The sequence below is a fragment of the Ruegeria sp. N10 genome, assembly GCF_056531545.1.
Genome location: NZ_JBQFLY010000003.1, coordinates 157,238 through 174,717 on the forward strand (window position 1 = coordinate 157,238; position 17,480 = coordinate 174,717).

Genomic DNA, 17,480 nt, shown 5'->3' on the forward strand with positions numbered 1-17,480 from the left:
ATGGAATTCAACGCAAACTTTGATGAACGTGCGGTTGTCCATTCGGAAAATGAACCGTGGATCGCCTCACCTATGAAAGGTGTCGACCGTCGGATGCTGGATAGGATCGGCGATGAGGTTGCACGGGCAACAACGATTGTTCGCTATGCACCGGGCAGCGCCTTTTCGGCCCATACACATACAGGGGGCGAAGAGTTTCTGGTGCTGGATGGGGTCTTTCAGGACGAACACGGGGATTTTCCCGTTGGCACCTATGTGCGCAATCCGCCGACCACGTCGCATACGCCAAGCGCGGCGGACGGGGCAACGATCCTGGTCAAGCTTTGGCAGTTCGACCCGGAGGACCGCACACAGCTGACAATCGAGACAAACGCGCAGGACCCGCGCCCGGTTGCAGATGGCATATCCGAAATCCCGCTCTTTGAGGATTCCCGTGAACGGGTCCGGATCGAGGTCTGGGACGCATCGGCACATGTAAACGTGACCGGGCACAAGGGGTTCGAGGCACTGGTGATCGACGGCAGCTTCACCGAAGGCGGAGAGGTCTTCCAGAAGAACTCATGGCTGCGTCTGCCACCCGGCATGGCGCTCAATGCCACGGCCGGGTTGGAAGGTGCCCGTCTTTGGATCAAATCCGACCACCTGGCGCAACCGCCAATCATCCCGACCCAAGGATAGGACAATGGACAAACCTCTCGCGATCGTCGCCGGTGCCGGCCCCGGCCTTGGACAGACGCTGGTCACGTCATTTGCTCAGAACGGATATACGGCCTTTGGCCTGAACCGGACCGTGCCGCAAGGCGCAAGTACCACGCTGGCTGTCGATCTGACCGAACAGCGCTGGAGCAGGGCAAAGCTCCGGGACATGATCTGCACCCATGGCCCGCCCAAGCTTGTGGTCCACAACACGGCGAACCTTGTCATCTCGCCCTTCGAGGAGACAAGCACGGATGACTTCGAGGCGACCTGGCGTTCCATGGTCCTGTCAGCGGTCATTCTGGCGCAAGGTGTTTTGCCCGCGATGGCTGACACCGGGGGCGGCACCTTCATCGTGTCTGGCGCCACGGCCAGCCTGCGCGGTGGCAAGAACTTCTCGGCTTTCGCTTCGGCCAAGGCAGGTCTGCGGGCATTGACCCAGTCTCTGGCCCGGGAATATGGACCCAAAGGTGTGCACGTCGTGCATGTGATCCTTGACGGGATCGTCGATACAAAAGCCAGCCGGGATCTGCACAGCATGGATCCGTCGCGGATGATGCAACCGGCAGATATCGCAGACACCTATCTCGCGCTCGCCAGCCAGCCAAGATCCACCTGGACTCACGAACTGGATCTCAGACCCATGGGGGAGACATTCTGATGCAAACGGATATTCTCATCGTTGGCGGCGGCCTGTCTGGCCTCGCCCTCGCGGACCACCTGACGCAAAGGGGTGCAGATTTCCTTCTGGTCGAGGCGCAGAACCGCCTCGGCGGTCGCATCCTGACCAAAGAGCTGTCGGGTGGAAAATTCGACCTTGGTCCGGCATGGTTCTGGCCTGGCCAGCCGCGTATGGCCACCCTGGCGCAGCGCTTCGACATCCCGGTCTTCGAACAGTATTCAACCGGGGATCAGATGTATCAGGACCAGTCCGGCGCTGTCCAACGCGCCCGCGGCTATGCGTCGATGCAAGGATCCTACCGGCTGGCCGGAGGCATGGGTGCCCTGACCGGCGCGCTTGCCGGATCGCTGGGTGCAGGGCGTATCCTGACACATACCAGACTCAGATCGGTCCGGCATTCTCCCGGCAAGATCACCGCATTTCTCGACCATGACGGCGGACCTTATTCTGTCGAAGCCAGACAGATCATGCTGGCCATCCCGCCGCGGGTGATTGCGGATACCGTCAATTTTGAACCAGCGCTGGATGCGGATCAGATCCAAGCCTTGAAAAACATCCCGACCTGGATGGCCGGGCAAGCCAAGATTCTCGCGGTTTACGATGAGCCCCATTGGCGCAACGCTGGGCTTTCAGGTGACGCGATGAGCCACCGCGGCCCCATGGTCGAAATTCATGATGCCTCCCCCATGAAGGGAGGACCTTATGCACTGTTCGGATTCGTCGGATACCCCGCCGATATGCGCGCGACACACAAAGAAGCCATGATGGACCAGGCCTTGGCGCAACTCACGGCCATGTTTGGCCCCAAGATGGCGCAACCCCTTGATCTGGAACTGCAAGATTGGGCAACAATCGCGGAAATCTCCCGCATGCAGGATCATGTTCCGGCTCGCTTCCACCCAAGCTACGGCTTGCCTTCGATCCTTAACAGCCTTGCAGCACGAGGTGTCCATTTCTGCTCAACCGAAACCGCGCACGGGTTCGGCGGATATCTTGAAGGCGCTCTGGAGGCCGCTGAGAAAGCTGCAAAACTCGCGACTCACTCAATGGAAACCAAGGTCTGACCGACATTTGACTGTCACCCTTTGTCCTGGATGGATCATTGATCTGCACGATTTCTATCGTCGCCCAAAAAGAAACTGGTTCACCGCGCCACATGCAACTTTTCGACCATTTCGCTTGGACGTCTGACGTGTTGCACGGCCCCGATCGCTGTGCGAATGAGTTTTGGGCGGCGGCATCACTCACAAGCCATCTCTTTATCCGTTATTTTCGCGCCTTTGCTATTAAGCAAACCATATCCAGCAAGAGCGATGCACCGGCCAAAGCTGTAATCTCTGCATGATCGTACGGAGGGGAGACTTCGACGAGATCGGCCCCGACAAGGTTGACCCCGTCGAGCTTGCGTACCAAAGACTGCCCTTGATAGGTAGACAGTCCTCCGCATACCGGCGTTCCGGTTCCGGGCGCGAATGCCGGATCAAGCGCGTCAATATCGAAGGTCAGGTAAGCAGGCCGGTCTCCTACTGTCTCTTTGATGCGCGCAACCGTTGCATCAATCCCGTTCTCGTGAACCCAATTTGCGTCGAGTACCGTGAACCCGTGAGTCTTTTCATTCAGCGTGCGCATGCCTGCCTGCACTGACGTCTCAGGGGATATGATGCCTTCGACAGTGGCATGGTAGAACATTGAACCATGGTCGATCCGCTTTGGGTGTTCTTCCCATGTATCCGAATGGGCATCAATCTGGATCAGCGAAATGGGGCCGTGGCGTTCTGCCTGCGCCTTCAGGATCGGATAGGTGACCGAGTGATCTCCGCCCATCGTCAGAAGAAAGGCACCGGATTTCAGGATTTCCCGCGCTTGGTCCTGAATTTGTAGCGCAATCTGCTCTGGAAAGCCTGGGTCGATATCACAATCGCCGTAATCAACCATGTTCAGGATTTCGAAGGGATCAAATCCCCAGGGCCAGGGCCCACCATCCCAGGCGAGGTTGGTCGATACAGCACGAATGGCACGTGGCCCGAACCTGCATCCCGGGCGATTGGTCACAGAGAGATCATAGGGAACGCCCCACGTGACCATATCCGCGCGCTCCAGATTGCGGCAATATTGTCGCCGGAACAGACTTGTCGCACCGCTAAAGGTCGGCTCATACCCCATGCCCATTTCATTTTGCGCCAGAAAGGCGCGGTCGGTTGAAGTCACCATTATTGGCTCCGTTCATTTTGATGATTGCTGCCCGAGTGGCGGGGTATTGCAATTCTTTCCCGCCTTTGCCGGGCTTGGCAGGGTTCAGGTGCCGGATTTTACATTCGTCCAAAGACGGTTGCGATTGCGCAGCGTTTTCGCGCCGACACTCAGATCAGGGAAGAGCCGTCTCAATGTCGCCTCATCCGGGTAGATTCCCGGGTCGGTCAGAATGGCTTCATCTACGAACGTATCTGCTGCGGAATTCGCATTCGCAAAATAGACGTAGTTGGACACTCCTGCGATGACATCAGGCCGCAGCATGTAGTCAATGAATCGATATGCCTCATCCGCCCGTGTTGAATCCACCGGGATGGACATGAGGTCGATCCACATCAACGTGCCTTCGCTCGGAATTGTATACAGAATTTCGACACCATTGCCGGACTCCATGGCGCGGGCCTGAGCTATGCCGGCATCACCACTGTACATCACTGCCAAACAGGCATCTCCACCGGGCAAGTCTGTAGATGCTTTCTGGTTGTGAAAATAACGAATGGACGGCGTGACGGCCTCGAAGAGGTCCTGAGCCCTGTCGAGATCGGCGGGGTCATCGGAGTACGGGTCAGCCCCGAGATAGTTCAGCGCCACTGAGACCATTTCTACCGGTGAGTCCAGCACGGCAATCCCACAGTCGGCAAGCTTGGCGGCGATCTGAGGATCAAAAAGAACGTCCCAGGATGTGATGACATCCGTGCCCAGTCGCTCTTTGATCATGGTTGGATTGTAGGCAAGCCCTACTGTGCCCCAAGTGTAAGGTACGCCCAATTGCCGGGCACCGGGTATACTGTCGAGCGACGCCAGAATTTTCGGATTGAGATTGCCGTAGTTGCTCAGGCGCGCGGGGTCGATCGGATGCAACGCCCCGGCCTGAAACTCTCGTTGCGCATTGGACGCGGCGGGGAAAACGACATCGTAACCTGACGCCCCTGTCAGCAGCTTGGTTTCCAGAACTTCGTTTGAATCGTAATAGTCCAGGCTGACATGTGTGCCGGTCTCCTTTTCGTAGTCCGAAACTGTCGTTTCACCAAAGTAATCAGCCCAATTGTAGATTGAGAGGTCTTCGGCTGAAGCCGGAAAAGCGATCGCGAGGTTTGAGGCAATGGCAACAGCCGAAAGGCCAAAATGCGGTTTCATTGTTTCTCCTCCTTGTTGCAGGATTCCGCCCTGAAATTTCACGTCCGGAGAGGCTTTGGTGACGAGGCACAGTCAGCACCCCGGGCGAGCGTTCTGACATCAACAATGGAATCGAATGGCCATCACTGTAAATTTGCGGTAGGATATATATCTTTAGTTATAGGAATTGGCTATGTTACCAGATAGCGGCGACATCTCGGCGGCCAAGTGGGATGAGATCTACGCAATCTTGTTGGAGCGGTTGGAAACAGACTTCTTCCCAACAGCTCTGAGGAAGATGTTGGAACTGCATGTCAGTTTTGAATCGATGATCTTCACGCGCTATCAGGATCAAGCACCACCTGTCTCGCTCTATCACGATCTCGACGACGTGCAAGCGGCCATATCAATTCAGTTTTATGCAACCGGCCCATACCTGCTGGATCCGTTTTCGCAAGCGTGTAGATCGGGAAAAGAACCCGGCGCTTACCGTCTGGCCGATTTAGTCAATGAGGCGTTCTTTCGTTCAGAGTACTACCGGACCTTTTATCGCAAGGTTCGGATCAGCGATGAGTTGGGGGTGCTGATAAGGCTAAACAGCGGGGACTGGGTCGTAATATCTCTGTCGCGAGGCGCCCGTCAGCCCCGGTTTACCCCTGAGGATGTCGCGAAGATCAATTCCATCCATAAGACCCTGTCGGCCGCCGTGATCCGAAACTGGAACCTGAGGGGTGCCGAAAGACAACCGGAAGCCCTGAATCAGGTTGAGGAACGGTTGGCCACTTTTGGTGCGGACAGGTTAAGCCCAAGAGAAGCCGAGGTCGTGCGCCTTGTTTTGCAAGGCCACTCAGCCGGCTCTGCTTCCGCATTTCTCGGGATCACCGAAGGTACAGTCAAAGTGCATCGCCACAACGCCTACTCCAAGCTGGGCGTCAGTTCACAGGCAGAGTTGTTTTCCGCAGCCACTCGATATTTGGCATCAAAGCCATCTTAACTTGGGAAATCCGTAGAACTTTCTTGTGAATGCGGCCAGGGCCAAGATTCACAAGGTGTTCTGGGTGCTGCGGGTGCAACCCACATTGCCGGCATTCGCTACGGGCGCAAAATCAGGACCTGGGCGAACTGACGGTTTTACGGGCTTTGAGGACGTGTTTGCCAGCACAATCCGTTTTCAGCGCCGCTATTCTGGCATCCCTGCCCGTCGAAGCGCCTCAAAATAACGTTCAGCGCCTTCTGAACCACCATAATCCACGTTGCTACGCCACCTCGAGATCGTTTCGCTAGGTTCCAATTGCAGCATCTGCATCAAAGCTGCAGACGCTTTTTCAGTTTCCCCAAGCATTGCGTGTGCAGCAGCTCTCGTGCTGTGAAGAGCGGCATAATCCTTTGAGAATCGCATACCTGCTTCTGCATAGGCGATGGCATCACGGTCTCGGCCGAGCATTACGCAAGAAGTGGCGGCACCTCCGGAAGCGCCCACGAAAACAGCCCCATACCGGCCCAAGCGAAGCGCCGTTTGAAAGCAGCTTAATGCCATTTCAGGAAACCCAGCCCAATTATACCCCCACCCCATAAACAAATGAAGACGGGCATCTAACGGTGCTCTTTTCTGGATTTGTTCAAGCGCCACGGACAACTTATCTGCATCCCCGTCCACATTATAGTCAGCCACGGCGACACTCAGATCAAGCGTTGGGTTTTGACCTGCCATGCGTCGCCCGGCCTCAATCCAAGATGGCAGTTTCTCGTAGTAGGTCGACAGTTCGCAACGCAGATTGTAAGTCCTCGCGCCATTCATTGTCCAAATAGCTTCGGCATAGGCGGCCGTGAGAGTTGGTTTGGCTTCAATCGCCTTGGCTTGATACGATAACGTTTCTTCGTAGCTGTCGATCCCGGCACCAGACCAAGCGATCATACCCTTCAGGACGCATTGCTCGGCAGTTAGTTCGTTTTCAGGCAGTACCGAAAGCTTTGCGGTCTCAAACTCGATCAAGGTTCCGCTTACGGCGTCCAACAGCTTTTCTACCACCTCATCTTGCCAATCGAAGATGGCTTCGACCACCCCATCGAACTTCTCGGTCCAGATTTCAGAATCAGAAGGATCATGTAAGCGGGCTTCCAGACGCAATCGATCCCCGTATCCACGTAGCACGCTACGAAGTGCATATCCCTTTGATGGTTCCGTCGAGGATACCGCTGCATTCAACCAGTTGATTGTTCGAAAATAGGAACCGAAATCCGAAGTCAGAGCTGCGGCCATTTCCTTTAGTTCAACGCGTTGGTCGCGGCATGAGACGGGATAAATGGAGAGCCTTGGCAAGTTCGTTTCAGCGAAAGAAACTGCTCTATGCGTGGGTGCCACGTACAGTCCATGATGCATCCAGACATCTAGGCTGCGCTCGATGTTCTTAAGCTTCTTCTTCCCGACAGATTCGAAAGCAGCCGCCAGAGTGCGGTCAAGGTTCAAGTGTACTGGTTCAGAAATAGCGATGCCGCCGGATGGAGCAATGCTCTCAAGCCGCGCAGCAATGTTTACACCGTCACCCAGTATGTCGTCGGCTTTTTCTGTAATATCCCCAACATGAACGCCGATCCGCACTTTCATTAACGGGTGCTCAGCCAATTGTTCCTGTATCTGAATTGCTGCAGTCACAGCTTGTGCCGCACTGTCAAATCGAACCAACCAACCATCGCCCACGCTTTTCACGATCCGACCTGATTGGCCCACTATTGTTGGAGTGACGATGTCGGTTTCCAGATGATCGAGCATTTGCAGTGTTGCTTGCTCATCGTTATGCATGAGTGCCGAATACCCGACGACATCAGCGGCCAGTATAGCCGCCAACTTTCGTTGCAAATGTAGTCCATTGTTCGACATGCACTCGACAATAGTTGATAAGCCTCTTCAGACCAACTTGCTAAAGACGATGTCCACTCTGGGCGACTCGCACCCATTCAGAGCCATCAGACACCAAACCGGGTTTCACTCGTGTCAACCCAAACCCCATCCGGTGATATCCGCGTCCCGCAAATCATCCGCTCTACGCCCATAGCCTGTGCCGCCTCGAACGCTGCTGCATAGGACGGGTCGATATCCGCGGCCAGCGCGAACCGGTCGCAATCGGTGCGTTGCACCAGGTACAGCATGATCGCCCGGTGCCCCTGCGTTGCCATCTGTGCCAGCTCGCCCAGATGTTTGGTGCCGCGCGCGGTGACGCTGTCGGGGAACTCGGCCAGACCGGGCTGGCGGGACAGCGTCACGCTTTTGACCTCGATATAGGCATCTGGCAGGCCGGGGCCGCTCAGCAGGAAATCGATACGGCTGTTTTGCCCGTATTTCACCTCGGGCCGGACAGTGTCATAAGTGGCCAGCTCGGGGATCTCGCGCGCCTCAAGCGCTGCCCGCAGGGCGCGGTTCGGGACGGAAGTATCGACCCCGGTGAAATGCCCGTTTTCGTGATCCACCAGCCGCCAGCCGAATTTCAGCTTTTTCTTCGGGTCGTCGTTGGGCTCAAGCCAGATTAACTGGCCCGGCTCGGCCAGCCCCATCATGGATCCCGGATTGGCGCAATGGGCGGTCACTTCGCGCCCGTCATCCAGCCTGCAATCGGCCAGAAAGCGTTTGTAGCGACGGATCAGGCGGGCGGGGACAAGAGGGGTTCCAAAACGCATGTCTCACGGCCTATACCTGCCCCTGAAGACGATCAAGAGGAGTCCGCGCCATGGCCAATCCAACCGCAGCAATGCTGGTGATCGGGGATGAAATCCTGTCGGGCCGCACCCGCGATGCAAACATGCATTATCTGGCGCAGGAGCTGGCAAAACACGGCATCGATCTGAAAGAGGTCCGCATCGTCAGCGATGACGCCCCCGCCATCGAAGCGGCGGTCAAAGCGCTGTCTGACAGCCACGACACCGTCTTTACCAGCGGCGGCATCGGCCCGACCCATGACGATATCACCGCCGATTGCATTGCGCGCGCCTTCGACACCCCGATTGACGTTCGCGACGACGCGCGCGCGCTGTTGCAGGCGCATTACGACAAATCCGGGCTGGAACTGAACGCCGCCCGCCTGCGCATGGCGCGTATCCCGGAGGGCGCGACATTGATCGACAATCCGGTCTCGACGGCGCCGGGTTTCACCCTGAAGAACGTGCATGTGATGGCCGGGGTGCCGCTGGTGTTTCAGGCTATGGTCGCCAGCGTCCTGCCCACGCTGACCGGTGGCAGCCCCTTGTTGTCGCAAACCCTGCGCGTCGACCGGGGCGAAGGCGATATCGCCGCAAACCTGTCTGCGCTGGCCGAGGATTTCAGCGATCTGTCCATCGGTTGCTATCCGTTTCAAATCAACGGGGCCTTTGGGGCCAACGTGGTGGTGCGCGGCACCGATGGCAGCCGGATTGACGCGGCCATGACCCGTCTGGCGAAAGAGCTTGCGCTTTGAGCGGCGACTGGGCTGACATCGTCGATGGCACATGGCCTGCCGCGCGGTATCGCAGGCTGGGGCCGTTTCAACTGCGCGAAGGGCAGGGCGGTGGCTCGCGTGTTTCTGCGGCCAATGCACTGGCCCCGGCCAGCGATGCCGATATCGACGCGGCCGAGGCCGCGATGCAGGCCATGGGGCAGAAATCCATATTCTGCCTGCGTCCGGGGGATGAGGCGCTGGATGCAAAGCTGGCGCAACGGGGATATGACATCCTTGATCCGGTCAACATCTATACGTGCCCCGTCTCTCACCTCACCGATCAGCCGATCCCTCCGGTCATGGTGTTTTCGGTCTGGGAGCCGCTTGAAATCATGCGTGAAATCTGGGCGGCCGGTGGGATCGGGCCCGAACGTCTGGCGGTGATGGAGCGCGCGAAGGGTCCCAAAACCGGTTTGCTTCTGCGCCACAACGACAAGCCCAGCGGTGCAGCCTTCGTAGCAATGCATGACGATGTCGCGATGCTTCATGCGCTTGAAATCCTGCCCGCGCACCGCCGTCAGGGGCTGGGTCAGTGGACCATGCGGGCCGCGGCGATTTGGGCAGGTGACAACGGCGCACAAAGCCTCAGTGTGATCTGCACCAAGGCCAATGAAGGTGCCAATGGTCTCTATCGCGCCCTCGGGATGGAGATCACCAGCGAATACCATTACCGTCACCTTGTCTGAGCAAAAGGGGTCGCCATGACACAGAAAGACATGCCCACCGCGCTGAACCTGCCCATGGTCGATCCACTGCCGCCGGAAACGCAGAAATATTTCGATATCTGTGTCGAAAAGCTGGGCATGGTGCCGAATGTGCTAAAGGCAAACGCCTTCGACATCGACAAGCTGAACACGTTCACGGCTATGTATAACGATCTGATGCTGGCCGACAGCGGCCTGTCCAAGCTGGAGCGCGAGATGATTGCCGTGGTCGTTTCGTCGATCAACAAGTGCTTCTACTGTCTGGTCGCGCATGGTGCCGCGGTCCGGCAGCTTTCGGGCAACCCGCAACTGGGTGAGATGCTGGTGATGAATTACCGTGTTGCACCGATCGAGCCCCGGCAGCGCGCGATGCTGGACTTTGCCGCCAAAATGACAACCGCCAGCGCCGAGATCGAAGAACCCGACCGCCAGAAACTGCGCGATGCAGGCTTTACCGACCGCGATATCTGGGACATTGCCAATGTTGCCGGGTTCTTCAACATGTCCAACCGGGTGGCCAGCGCCACGGCAATGGTGCCCAACCCCGAGTATCACGCGCAGTTTCGATGATCCGGTCAGCCGCCCTCATTGCCACGCTTTTTGCGGGGCCGGTTCTGGCGCAGGACCTGACCCTGCCAGCCAGCGCCCGCCAGATCAGCGACCGCACCTCGCCGTTGGACAGCTATGACCTGCCAACGGGGCCTTTTGCGAATGGCGCGGTGCCTGCTGACACTCTCGAAGGCCGGGTTGAACGCTACACGTGGCGGCTTCAGGCGGGCTCCAGCACAACCCTCCAGCTACTGGCCCCGCTGCGCGACCAGATCGAGGCGCAGGGCTACAAGATTCTGTTCGAATGTGATGCCCGCGCCTGTGGCGGGTTCGACTTCCGCTTTGGCACCGAGGTCGTTCCGACCCCGGACATGTACGTCGCCATTCAGGATTACCGTTTCCTGTCGGCCACCAAGGGGTCTGTTGCCCTCAGCCTGCTGGTCAGCCGCAACCCCCCGGACGGGTATGTCCAGATGATCCGCGTCACGCCCCAGAATGCACCGGACCCTGTTCCGGTCGTGATCGAACAGGCTGTCGAGGGGTCGGGCGGGCTGCTCGAAGCACTGGCAACATCGGGTCACGTGATACTGGACGATCTGCATTTCCCAACCGGTGAGGTTGCGCTGGACGAGGGGACTTATGCCTCTCTGACCCTGCTGGCCGGATATCTGGCCGAAAACCCCAAGATGCGCCTGGCGCTGGTGGGGCACACCGATGACACCGGCGCGTTGCAGGCCAATATTGCGGTCAGCAAAAGTCGGGCCGAGTCCGTCCGCACCCGTCTGATTGATGCGCATGGCGTGGCCGCCGACCGGATCGAGGCACAGGGCGTCGGCTATCTGTCCCCGCTCACATCGAACGCAACCCCCGAAGGGCGAGAGCTGAACCGCCGGGTCGAGGCGGTCTTGCTCGTCAACTGACCCACCACAGGTACAGCGGCAATCCGACTGTGATGTTGAACGGAAAGGACACACCCAGCGACAGGGTCAGATAAATCCCGGCCTCGGCCTTTGGCAGTGCGATTTTCATGGCGGCCGGAACCGCGATATAAGACGCCGAGGCCGACAGCACCATGAACAGGAACAGGCTGCCTTGCGGCAATCCGATTACCGCACCGACGGCCCAGGCCATCAGCGCGCCGATCAAGGGCATCAATACGCCAAAGGCGAACAGGCCAACCGACAGTTTGTCGCGATTGCTGATCAGGCTGCGCCCCGCCGAAAGCCCCATATCCAGCAGGAATAAGCACAGGATGCCGGTGAAAGGCGTGACGATGAAAGGCGCGATCATCTGCATGCCTTCACCCCCGGTTATGGCCCCGATCAGGAACGCCCCGGTCAGCAGCACAATTGATCCATTGGCCAGCAGATCACGCCACAGCTTGTCATCCTTGACGCCATTGCCGCCGGTCTTGTGCGCCAGCCACAGCGCCGACAGAATGGCCGGTACCTCCATCGCTGCCGCCACCGCTACCATGAACCCGTCATGGGCAAGACCTACCAGATCCAGCAGGCTGGTGGCGGTGACAAAGGTGACAATCGAAATCGACCCGTAATGCCCTGCGACCGCCGCAGCGTTCAACGCATCCAGCCGTGTCATCATCCTCAGCAGGGCAAAGGCCACGAAGGGGATGGTAAAGGACAGGGCCACTCCGCCCAGCAGGGTCAGGAACAGTTGCAAATGGATGCCGTGCGCGGCCAGGCTGGCACCGCCTTTGAACCCGATGGCCAACAGCAGGTAGAGCGACATGAACTTGGCCGCTCCGGCCGGGATAGACAAATCGCTGCGCACAAAAGCGGCCAAAAGCCCTAGGGCAAAAAACAAAATGGTGGGCACCAGCAGGTTGCTGGACAGCGTCTCGATCACTCCGGGCATACTTGACTCCTGATCCCTCGTTTCAGGGCTAGGTGCCTTGCAAAATTGATTTCGCCAAATACTATCTTTTTAAGTTTAATATAGTTTCAGGTTATGAAATGCGTCCAACCCTGCGCCAATTGGAATACATCGTCACGGTCAGCCGCCTCGGACGGTTCAGTTTGGCCGCCGAAGTGCTGAATGTCAGCCAACCCAGCCTGTCGGCGCAAATTGCGACCGTAGAACAAGAGCTTGGCGTTCGGATCTTTGACCGCAATCGCGGCGGAATTCAGGTGACCACAAAGGGGGAAGAGTTCATCTCGCGCGCGCAAAGGATCCTTGCCGAGGTCAAGGACCTGCGCCACGCCATGACCAACGATATGCCCGTTGGCGGAAGGTTGCGGTTAGGCGTTTTGCCTTCGATCGGGCCATACCTGTTGCCGCAAGCCATCAAAGAGGTGCACCGCCTGCGCCCCGGATTACGCATTGTCGTGCGCGAGGAAAACACCCGCGATCTGGAACAGGGCCTGAAATCCGGTCGATTTGACCTGATCCTGTCAACGCCCGAGGATCACCCCAATACCGTGCAGCACCGCTTGTTCAACGAACCCCTCTGGGTCGCGGTGGCCGTTGACGACGTTCTGGCGCAGGACCCACAGGGCGTCAGTGCCGCCGACTTGCAGAACCGGCTGTTCCTGACCCTTGACCAAAGCCACCGCCTGTCGCGCATCGTCTATGCGCTGGCAGCGGAATGCGGCGGCGTGGTTTCGGATGAATATGAAGGCACGACGCTTGATTCCATTGTTCTGATGGCGGCTTCGGGGGTTGGGGTTGCGGTTCTGCCTGATCTTTATGCTCGCAGACAGGGGATCTACCGCGACGAGGTGCGCCTGCGACCGCTGTCCATTCCCAATGCCAATCGCGATATCGCGTTGCTGGCGCGCAATGCCGAAACGCCGCCGCCGGGCCAGAACGTATTGATGGAAAGCCTGCGCTCTTCCGCGCGATCCATTGGTCTGACGGTGATCGGTTCATAAAAAAAGGCCCGCACTTTGACATGCGGGCCAAAGGTTGGTCTTCAGGGAGAAACTACCAATCCATCGGGCTTTTGTCTTCGAACGCATCGACCAGGAAATCGATGAAGGCCCGGACTTTGGGTTGTGTGAAGCGGCCGGGCGGGTAAACGGCGTAAATGCCTTGTACCTCGTCCGGCAGGGACGGCATGGCATCGACAACCTGCCCCGATTTCAACGCCTCGGCATAAAGATAGCTGGGCAGATACGCGATCCCCAGCCCCGAAATGGCCGCGTTCAGCAGAGATTGTCCGTCATTCACGCTCAGCCAGCCCGCGGTGCGCACCTGACGCTTTTCACCGGACGGTGCGGTCAGCTTCCAGACATTGCCTGACGACTGGCTGGAATAGTGCAGCAGCTTGTGTTCGTTCAGATCGTCGATCTTCTGCGGGCGCCCGAACCGTTCGATATAGCTGGGCGCGGCAACCATGCGTTTGACCGTTTCGGTCAGCTTGCGGGCGCGCAACGTGCTGTCTTCCAGCTCGCCGATGCGCACGGCCACGTCAAAACCTTCGGAAATCAGTTCGACATAGCGGTTGTTCAGCACCATGTTCACGGTGATGTCGGGGTAGACGGCTAGGAAATCGGACAGGACCGGCGACAGGTGATTGACGCCGAAATCCGTGGCAACGCTGATGCGCAGCAGACCGGACGGGGCCGATTGCATCGATGTGACCAGCGAATCCGCTTCACCCGCATCATTCAGAACGCGACGTGCGCGGTCATAATAGGCCAGGCCGATTTCCGTCGGCGACACCCGGCGCGTGGTGCGGTTCAGCAACCGGGCCCCCAGACGCGCTTCGAGGCTCGAGACGTGTTTGGACACGGCCGATTTGGAGATGCCCATCTTCTTGGCCGCATCGGTGAAGCCACCCTGGTCCACCACATTGGCGAAGGCTTCCATTTCGGTCAGTCGGTCCATACTCGTTCCCCAGATATTGATTTCCAACCCGACTATCGCTCTGAATCTGGGCGGAATCGGGGCATACATGGGATAATATCAGGGATTTGAATCGGATCGTTTGCGTATGAGAAACGCGGAAACAGTAGTTTCCAAACCGGTCCCGAACCCTGCGATACTGCGTTTTCCGCGCAATTATGCGTTTCTGTTCATCTTAGAATGGCATTTTTGTGACCACAGACGGGGTCAAGAAATCCGTTTTCACCATCGCCGTCCTTGCCTGCCGAAGGGTGCCGTTCTAGCCCGCGACCACGTGATCCGCCGTCCGACGGTGAAGACGTGGATCAGGCGGAGTTTTGCAACGGCCTTTGGCGCTCTGGGTGCAAAACTCGCGCTGTCCGACTGGGAAACGTTAAACCCTGCGATCAGAATTCCGCTGCCAGCCGCGTGCCCTGATTGATCGCGCGCTTGGCGTCCAGTTCGGCGGCGACATCCGCTCCCCCGATCACATGGGGGGTGATGCCCCGCTCGATCAGCGCGTCCGCCAGTGACCGTTCGGACACCTGACCGGCACACAGCACGATGGTGTCGGCCGCGATCACCGTCGGGTCCGCGCGCTCTTCGCCAAAGCTGACATGCAAGCCGTCATCGTCGATGCGCTCATAATTCACGCCACCCACGAAATTGACGTTCTTCATCTTCAGTGTTGCCCGGTGAATCCAGCCTGTGGTTTTGCCAAGACCTTTGCCGTGCGCCTGTTTCTTGCGCTGCAACAAGGTGACCTGACGCGCGGGGGCGCTGGGTTGCGGCCCCTCGGGCGCCAACCCCGCACGGTGTTCAGCCGGGTCCGTCACGCCCCATTCCTTCATCCACAGTGGCAGGTCGGTCGTGGCGCTGTGACCCTCTTCCAGCAGAAACTCGGACACATCAAAGCCGATGCCACCGGCCCCGATCACGGCAGCAGACTTGCCAACCTCGGCCTTGCCGCGCAGCACGTCGATGTAACTCAGCACGTTGTTCCGATCCTGCCCCGGTATCTGCGGATCACGCGGTCTTACGCCGGTGGCGATGACTACCTCGTCAAAGCCGGTCAGGTCATCTGCGCCAACCTCGCGGTTCAGTTCCACCTTCACGCCCAGATCATCCATCATGTTGCGGTACCAGTCGACCAGTCCCCAGAATTCTTCTTTCCCCGGCACCTGCTTGGCCATGTTCAGCTGCCCGCCGACCTCATCAGCGCGGTCGAACAGGGTGACGTCGTGACCGCGCTGGGCCGCGATCATTGCGGTCGACAGACCGGCAGGGCCTGCACCCACAATGGCAATGGATTTGCGCGTTTTTGCCGGTTCAATCACCAGTTCGGTCTCATGACAGGCGCGCGGGTTCACGAGGCATGAGGTCAGCTTGCCACTGAACGTGTGATCCAGACAGGCCTGATTGCAGGCAATGCAAGGCGCGATCTTTGCCGCCTGATCTGCCATCGCCTTGTTGACGAAATCTGCATCCGCCAGCATCGGGCGGGCCAGCGAGACCATGTCGGCGCAACCGGTCGACAGAACCTCTTCGGCCACCTCGGGCGTGTTGATCCGGTTTGATGTGATCACCGGTATCCCCACCTTGCCCATCAGCTTCTTGGTCACCCAGGCAAAGGCCGCACGCGGCACGCTGGTGGCAATTGTGGGAATCCGCGCCTCGTGCCAGCCGATCCCGGTATTGATGATCGTGGCCCCGGCCTTTTCGATCTCCTGCGCCAGTTGAACCACCTCGTCATGGGTCGAGCCGTTGGGGACCAGATCGATCATCGACAGCCGGTAGATGATGGTGAAATCGGTGCCCACCGCCTCACGCGTGCGGCGCACGACCTCTATCGGCAGACGCATCCGGTTCTCATAAGACCCGCCCCAGCGGTCGGTGCGCTTGTTGGTATGGGTCACAAGGAACTGGTTCAGGAAGTACCCCTCGGACCCCATGATCTCGACCCCGTCATAGCCCGCCTTTTGCGCCAGTACGGCAGCGTTGACGATATCGCTGATCTGTTTCTCGATGCCCTCTTCATCCAGCTCAGTGGGCGGGAACGGAGAGATCGGCGATTTCACCGGGCTGGGGGCCACGCATTTCGGCCCATAGGCATAGCGCCCCGCGTGCAGGATCTGCATCGCGATCTTGCCGCCCGCTTCATGTACGCGCTGCGTCACGATGGAATGGTGCGCCACGTCCTTGTCGCTCACCATCATCGAGGCCCCCGGCAGGACCGAGCCTTCAAGGTTCGGACCTATCCCGCCTGTCACCATCAAGGCCACGCCGCCCCGCGCCCGATCCGCATAGAACTCGGCCACCCGGTTCCAGTCGCCGGTCTCCTCGAGCCCCGTATGCATCGAGCCCATCAACACGCGGTTTTTCAACGTGGTAAAGCCCAGATCCAGCGGGGCCAGCATATTCGGGTACGCAGTCATGGCGGAACTCTCCCTCCTGAATTTGCCCGCTAGATTGACGTTCGCGTCAACTTTGTCACGCGAAACCCCACGTCACCCTCTTTGCTGTAGCGCCGGTGATTGCTAGAGGTGGGCGGAACAACCCGATGAGGCCGCGCATGACCCCCGAAGAAATCGCCAAACTGCCCTATCGCCCCTGCGTCGGGCTGATGCTGATGAATGCCGAGGGGAGGGTTTTTGTGGGTATGCGAAACGACGGCCCACAAGACGCCTGGCAAATGCCGCAGGGCGGTGTGGACAAGGGCGAAGACCCCCGCGTCGCGGCCCTGCGCGAGCTGTGGGAAGAAACCGGGGTCACAGCTGATCTGGTCGAAGTCATCGCCGAAACCGAGGGCTGGCTGCCCTATGACCTGCCCCATGACATCGTGCCCCACATCTGGAAAGGACGCTATCGCGGGCAGGAACAAAAATGGTTCCTGCTGCGCTTCACCGGCGCCGACGATCAGATCAACATCGAAACCGACCACCCGGAATTCACCCGCTGGAAATGGCAGGAGCCCGACCGGCTGATCGCCGAAATCGTGCCCTTCAAGCGCGATGTGTATGAGCGCGTGGTCGAGGCTTTTTCCGACTATCTAAACGAACTCTGATCGCTAGGGATGCTTTTCAGGTTGTTCCGCTAAGCGGGACGAAACGGACACGCAGCAATACACAAAACTGCGCAATCCCATTGGAGCCACGTTCAAAACCAAGATGG

17 protein-coding genes are annotated in these 17,480 nt (G+C 58.5%); 10 read left to right on the forward strand and 7 right to left on the reverse strand.

The annotated features are described in order from the left end of the window. The 3 genes from ACR0JI_RS06350 to ACR0JI_RS06360 are packed head-to-tail and all read left to right on the forward strand — an operon-like array spanning nucleotide 1 to nucleotide 2,442. Nucleotides 1-678: a cupin domain-containing protein gene (locus ACR0JI_RS06350; protein ID WP_480493962.1), complete on the forward strand. Its 678-nt coding sequence runs from the start codon at nucleotides 1-3 to the stop codon at nucleotides 676-678. A 4-nt stretch (nucleotides 679-682) separates the two neighbouring features. Further along, the gene (locus tag ACR0JI_RS06355; RefSeq protein ID WP_480493961.1) at nucleotides 683-1,357 is read left to right on the forward strand and encodes an SDR family NAD(P)-dependent oxidoreductase; all 675 of its coding nucleotides are present in this window, start codon (nucleotides 683-685) and stop codon (nucleotides 1,355-1,357) included. After that, nucleotides 1,357-2,442, forward strand: coding sequence for a flavin monoamine oxidase family protein (locus ACR0JI_RS06360; protein WP_480493960.1), 1,086 nt, complete (start codon nucleotides 1,357-1,359; stop codon nucleotides 2,440-2,442). The genes ACR0JI_RS06355 and ACR0JI_RS06360 overlap by 1 nt, the downstream gene beginning before the upstream one ends. Before the next feature lie 202 nt (nucleotides 2,443-2,644). Here the strand turns inward: ACR0JI_RS06360 and speB are convergent, their stop codons facing one another. Together speB and ACR0JI_RS06370 are read right to left on the reverse strand one after the other, a co-directional pair. Further along, the gene (gene speB / locus ACR0JI_RS06365) at nucleotides 2,645-3,589 is read right to left on the reverse strand and encodes an agmatinase (protein ID WP_480474282.1); all 945 of its coding nucleotides are present in this window, start codon (nucleotides 3,587-3,589) and stop codon (nucleotides 2,645-2,647) included. Between the two features lie 84 nt (nucleotides 3,590-3,673). Next, on the reverse strand, nucleotides 3,674-4,765 hold the full coding sequence (locus ACR0JI_RS06370; protein ID WP_480474281.1) for an extracellular solute-binding protein: 1,092 nt from the start codon (nucleotides 4,763-4,765) through the stop codon (nucleotides 3,674-3,676). Nucleotides 4,766-4,937: 172 nt separating this feature from the next. On the opposite strand from ACR0JI_RS06370, the gene ACR0JI_RS06375 reads away from it, so the two are divergent. Then, nucleotides 4,938-5,738, forward strand: coding sequence for a helix-turn-helix transcriptional regulator (locus tag ACR0JI_RS06375; RefSeq protein ID WP_480474280.1), 801 nt, complete (start codon nucleotides 4,938-4,940; stop codon nucleotides 5,736-5,738). Between the two features lie 186 nt (nucleotides 5,739-5,924). On the opposite strand, the gene ACR0JI_RS06380 is transcribed toward ACR0JI_RS06375, so the two are convergent. Together ACR0JI_RS06380 and sfsA are read right to left on the reverse strand one after the other, a co-directional pair. After that, a complete protein-coding gene (locus tag ACR0JI_RS06380) occupies nucleotides 5,925-7,622 on the reverse strand; it encodes an adenylate/guanylate cyclase domain-containing protein (RefSeq protein WP_480493959.1) in 1,698 nt (565 codons plus the stop codon). An 86-nt stretch (nucleotides 7,623-7,708) separates the two neighbouring features. Continuing rightward, nucleotides 7,709-8,416, reverse strand: coding sequence for a DNA/RNA nuclease SfsA (gene sfsA / locus ACR0JI_RS06385; RefSeq protein ID WP_480493958.1), 708 nt, complete (start codon nucleotides 8,414-8,416; stop codon nucleotides 7,709-7,711). A 50-nt stretch (nucleotides 8,417-8,466) separates the two neighbouring features. Here sfsA and ACR0JI_RS06390 point away from each other — a divergent pair, with 50 nt between their 5' ends. From ACR0JI_RS06390 to ACR0JI_RS06405, 4 genes are read left to right on the forward strand one after another with little or no spacing between them, the layout of a single operon-like run. Next, entirely contained in the window at nucleotides 8,467-9,189 is a 723-nt protein-coding gene (locus ACR0JI_RS06390) for a competence/damage-inducible protein A (protein ID WP_480493957.1), read from the forward strand. Beyond that, nucleotides 9,186-9,896: a GNAT family N-acetyltransferase gene (locus ACR0JI_RS06395; RefSeq protein WP_480493956.1), complete on the forward strand. Its 711-nt coding sequence runs from the start codon at nucleotides 9,186-9,188 to the stop codon at nucleotides 9,894-9,896. The genes ACR0JI_RS06390 and ACR0JI_RS06395 overlap by 4 nt, the downstream gene beginning before the upstream one ends. Before the next feature lie 15 nt (nucleotides 9,897-9,911). After that, a complete protein-coding gene (locus tag ACR0JI_RS06400; protein WP_480474275.1) occupies nucleotides 9,912-10,484 on the forward strand; it encodes a peroxidase-related enzyme in 573 nt (190 codons plus the stop codon). Next, nucleotides 10,481-11,383: an OmpA family protein gene (locus tag ACR0JI_RS06405; protein ID WP_480474274.1), complete on the forward strand. Its 903-nt coding sequence runs from the start codon at nucleotides 10,481-10,483 to the stop codon at nucleotides 11,381-11,383. The genes ACR0JI_RS06400 and ACR0JI_RS06405 overlap by 4 nt, the downstream gene beginning before the upstream one ends. Here ACR0JI_RS06405 and ACR0JI_RS06410 read toward each other — a convergent pair. Continuing rightward, nucleotides 11,376-12,338, reverse strand: coding sequence for a sodium-dependent bicarbonate transport family permease (locus ACR0JI_RS06410; RefSeq protein ID WP_480493955.1), 963 nt, complete (start codon nucleotides 12,336-12,338; stop codon nucleotides 11,376-11,378). The genes ACR0JI_RS06405 and ACR0JI_RS06410 overlap by 8 nt on opposite strands. Before the next feature lie 98 nt (nucleotides 12,339-12,436). Between ACR0JI_RS06410 and ACR0JI_RS06415 the strand changes: the two genes are divergently transcribed. Next, nucleotides 12,437-13,354 (forward strand): hydrogen peroxide-inducible genes activator, encoded by a 918-nt coding sequence (locus ACR0JI_RS06415; RefSeq protein ID WP_480474272.1) that lies wholly within the window; start codon nucleotides 12,437-12,439, stop codon nucleotides 13,352-13,354. Nucleotides 13,355-13,406: 52 nt separating this feature from the next. Here the strand turns inward: ACR0JI_RS06415 and ACR0JI_RS06420 are convergent, their stop codons facing one another. Together ACR0JI_RS06420 and ACR0JI_RS06425 are read right to left on the reverse strand one after the other, a co-directional pair. Further along, the gene (locus ACR0JI_RS06420; RefSeq protein ID WP_480474271.1) at nucleotides 13,407-14,312 is read right to left on the reverse strand and encodes a LysR family transcriptional regulator; all 906 of its coding nucleotides are present in this window, start codon (nucleotides 14,310-14,312) and stop codon (nucleotides 13,407-13,409) included. A gap of 404 nt (nucleotides 14,313-14,716) precedes the next feature. After that, entirely contained in the window at nucleotides 14,717-16,744 is a 2,028-nt protein-coding gene (locus ACR0JI_RS06425; protein WP_480493954.1) for an FAD-dependent oxidoreductase, read from the reverse strand. 137 nt (nucleotides 16,745-16,881) lie between these two features. Here ACR0JI_RS06425 and ACR0JI_RS06430 point away from each other — a divergent pair, with 137 nt between their 5' ends. Continuing rightward, nucleotides 16,882-17,373, forward strand: a complete 492-nt coding sequence (locus ACR0JI_RS06430) for an RNA pyrophosphohydrolase (RefSeq protein WP_480474269.1) — start codon at nucleotides 16,882-16,884, stop codon at nucleotides 17,371-17,373. The last annotated feature ends 107 nt before the right edge of the window (nucleotides 17,374-17,480 follow it).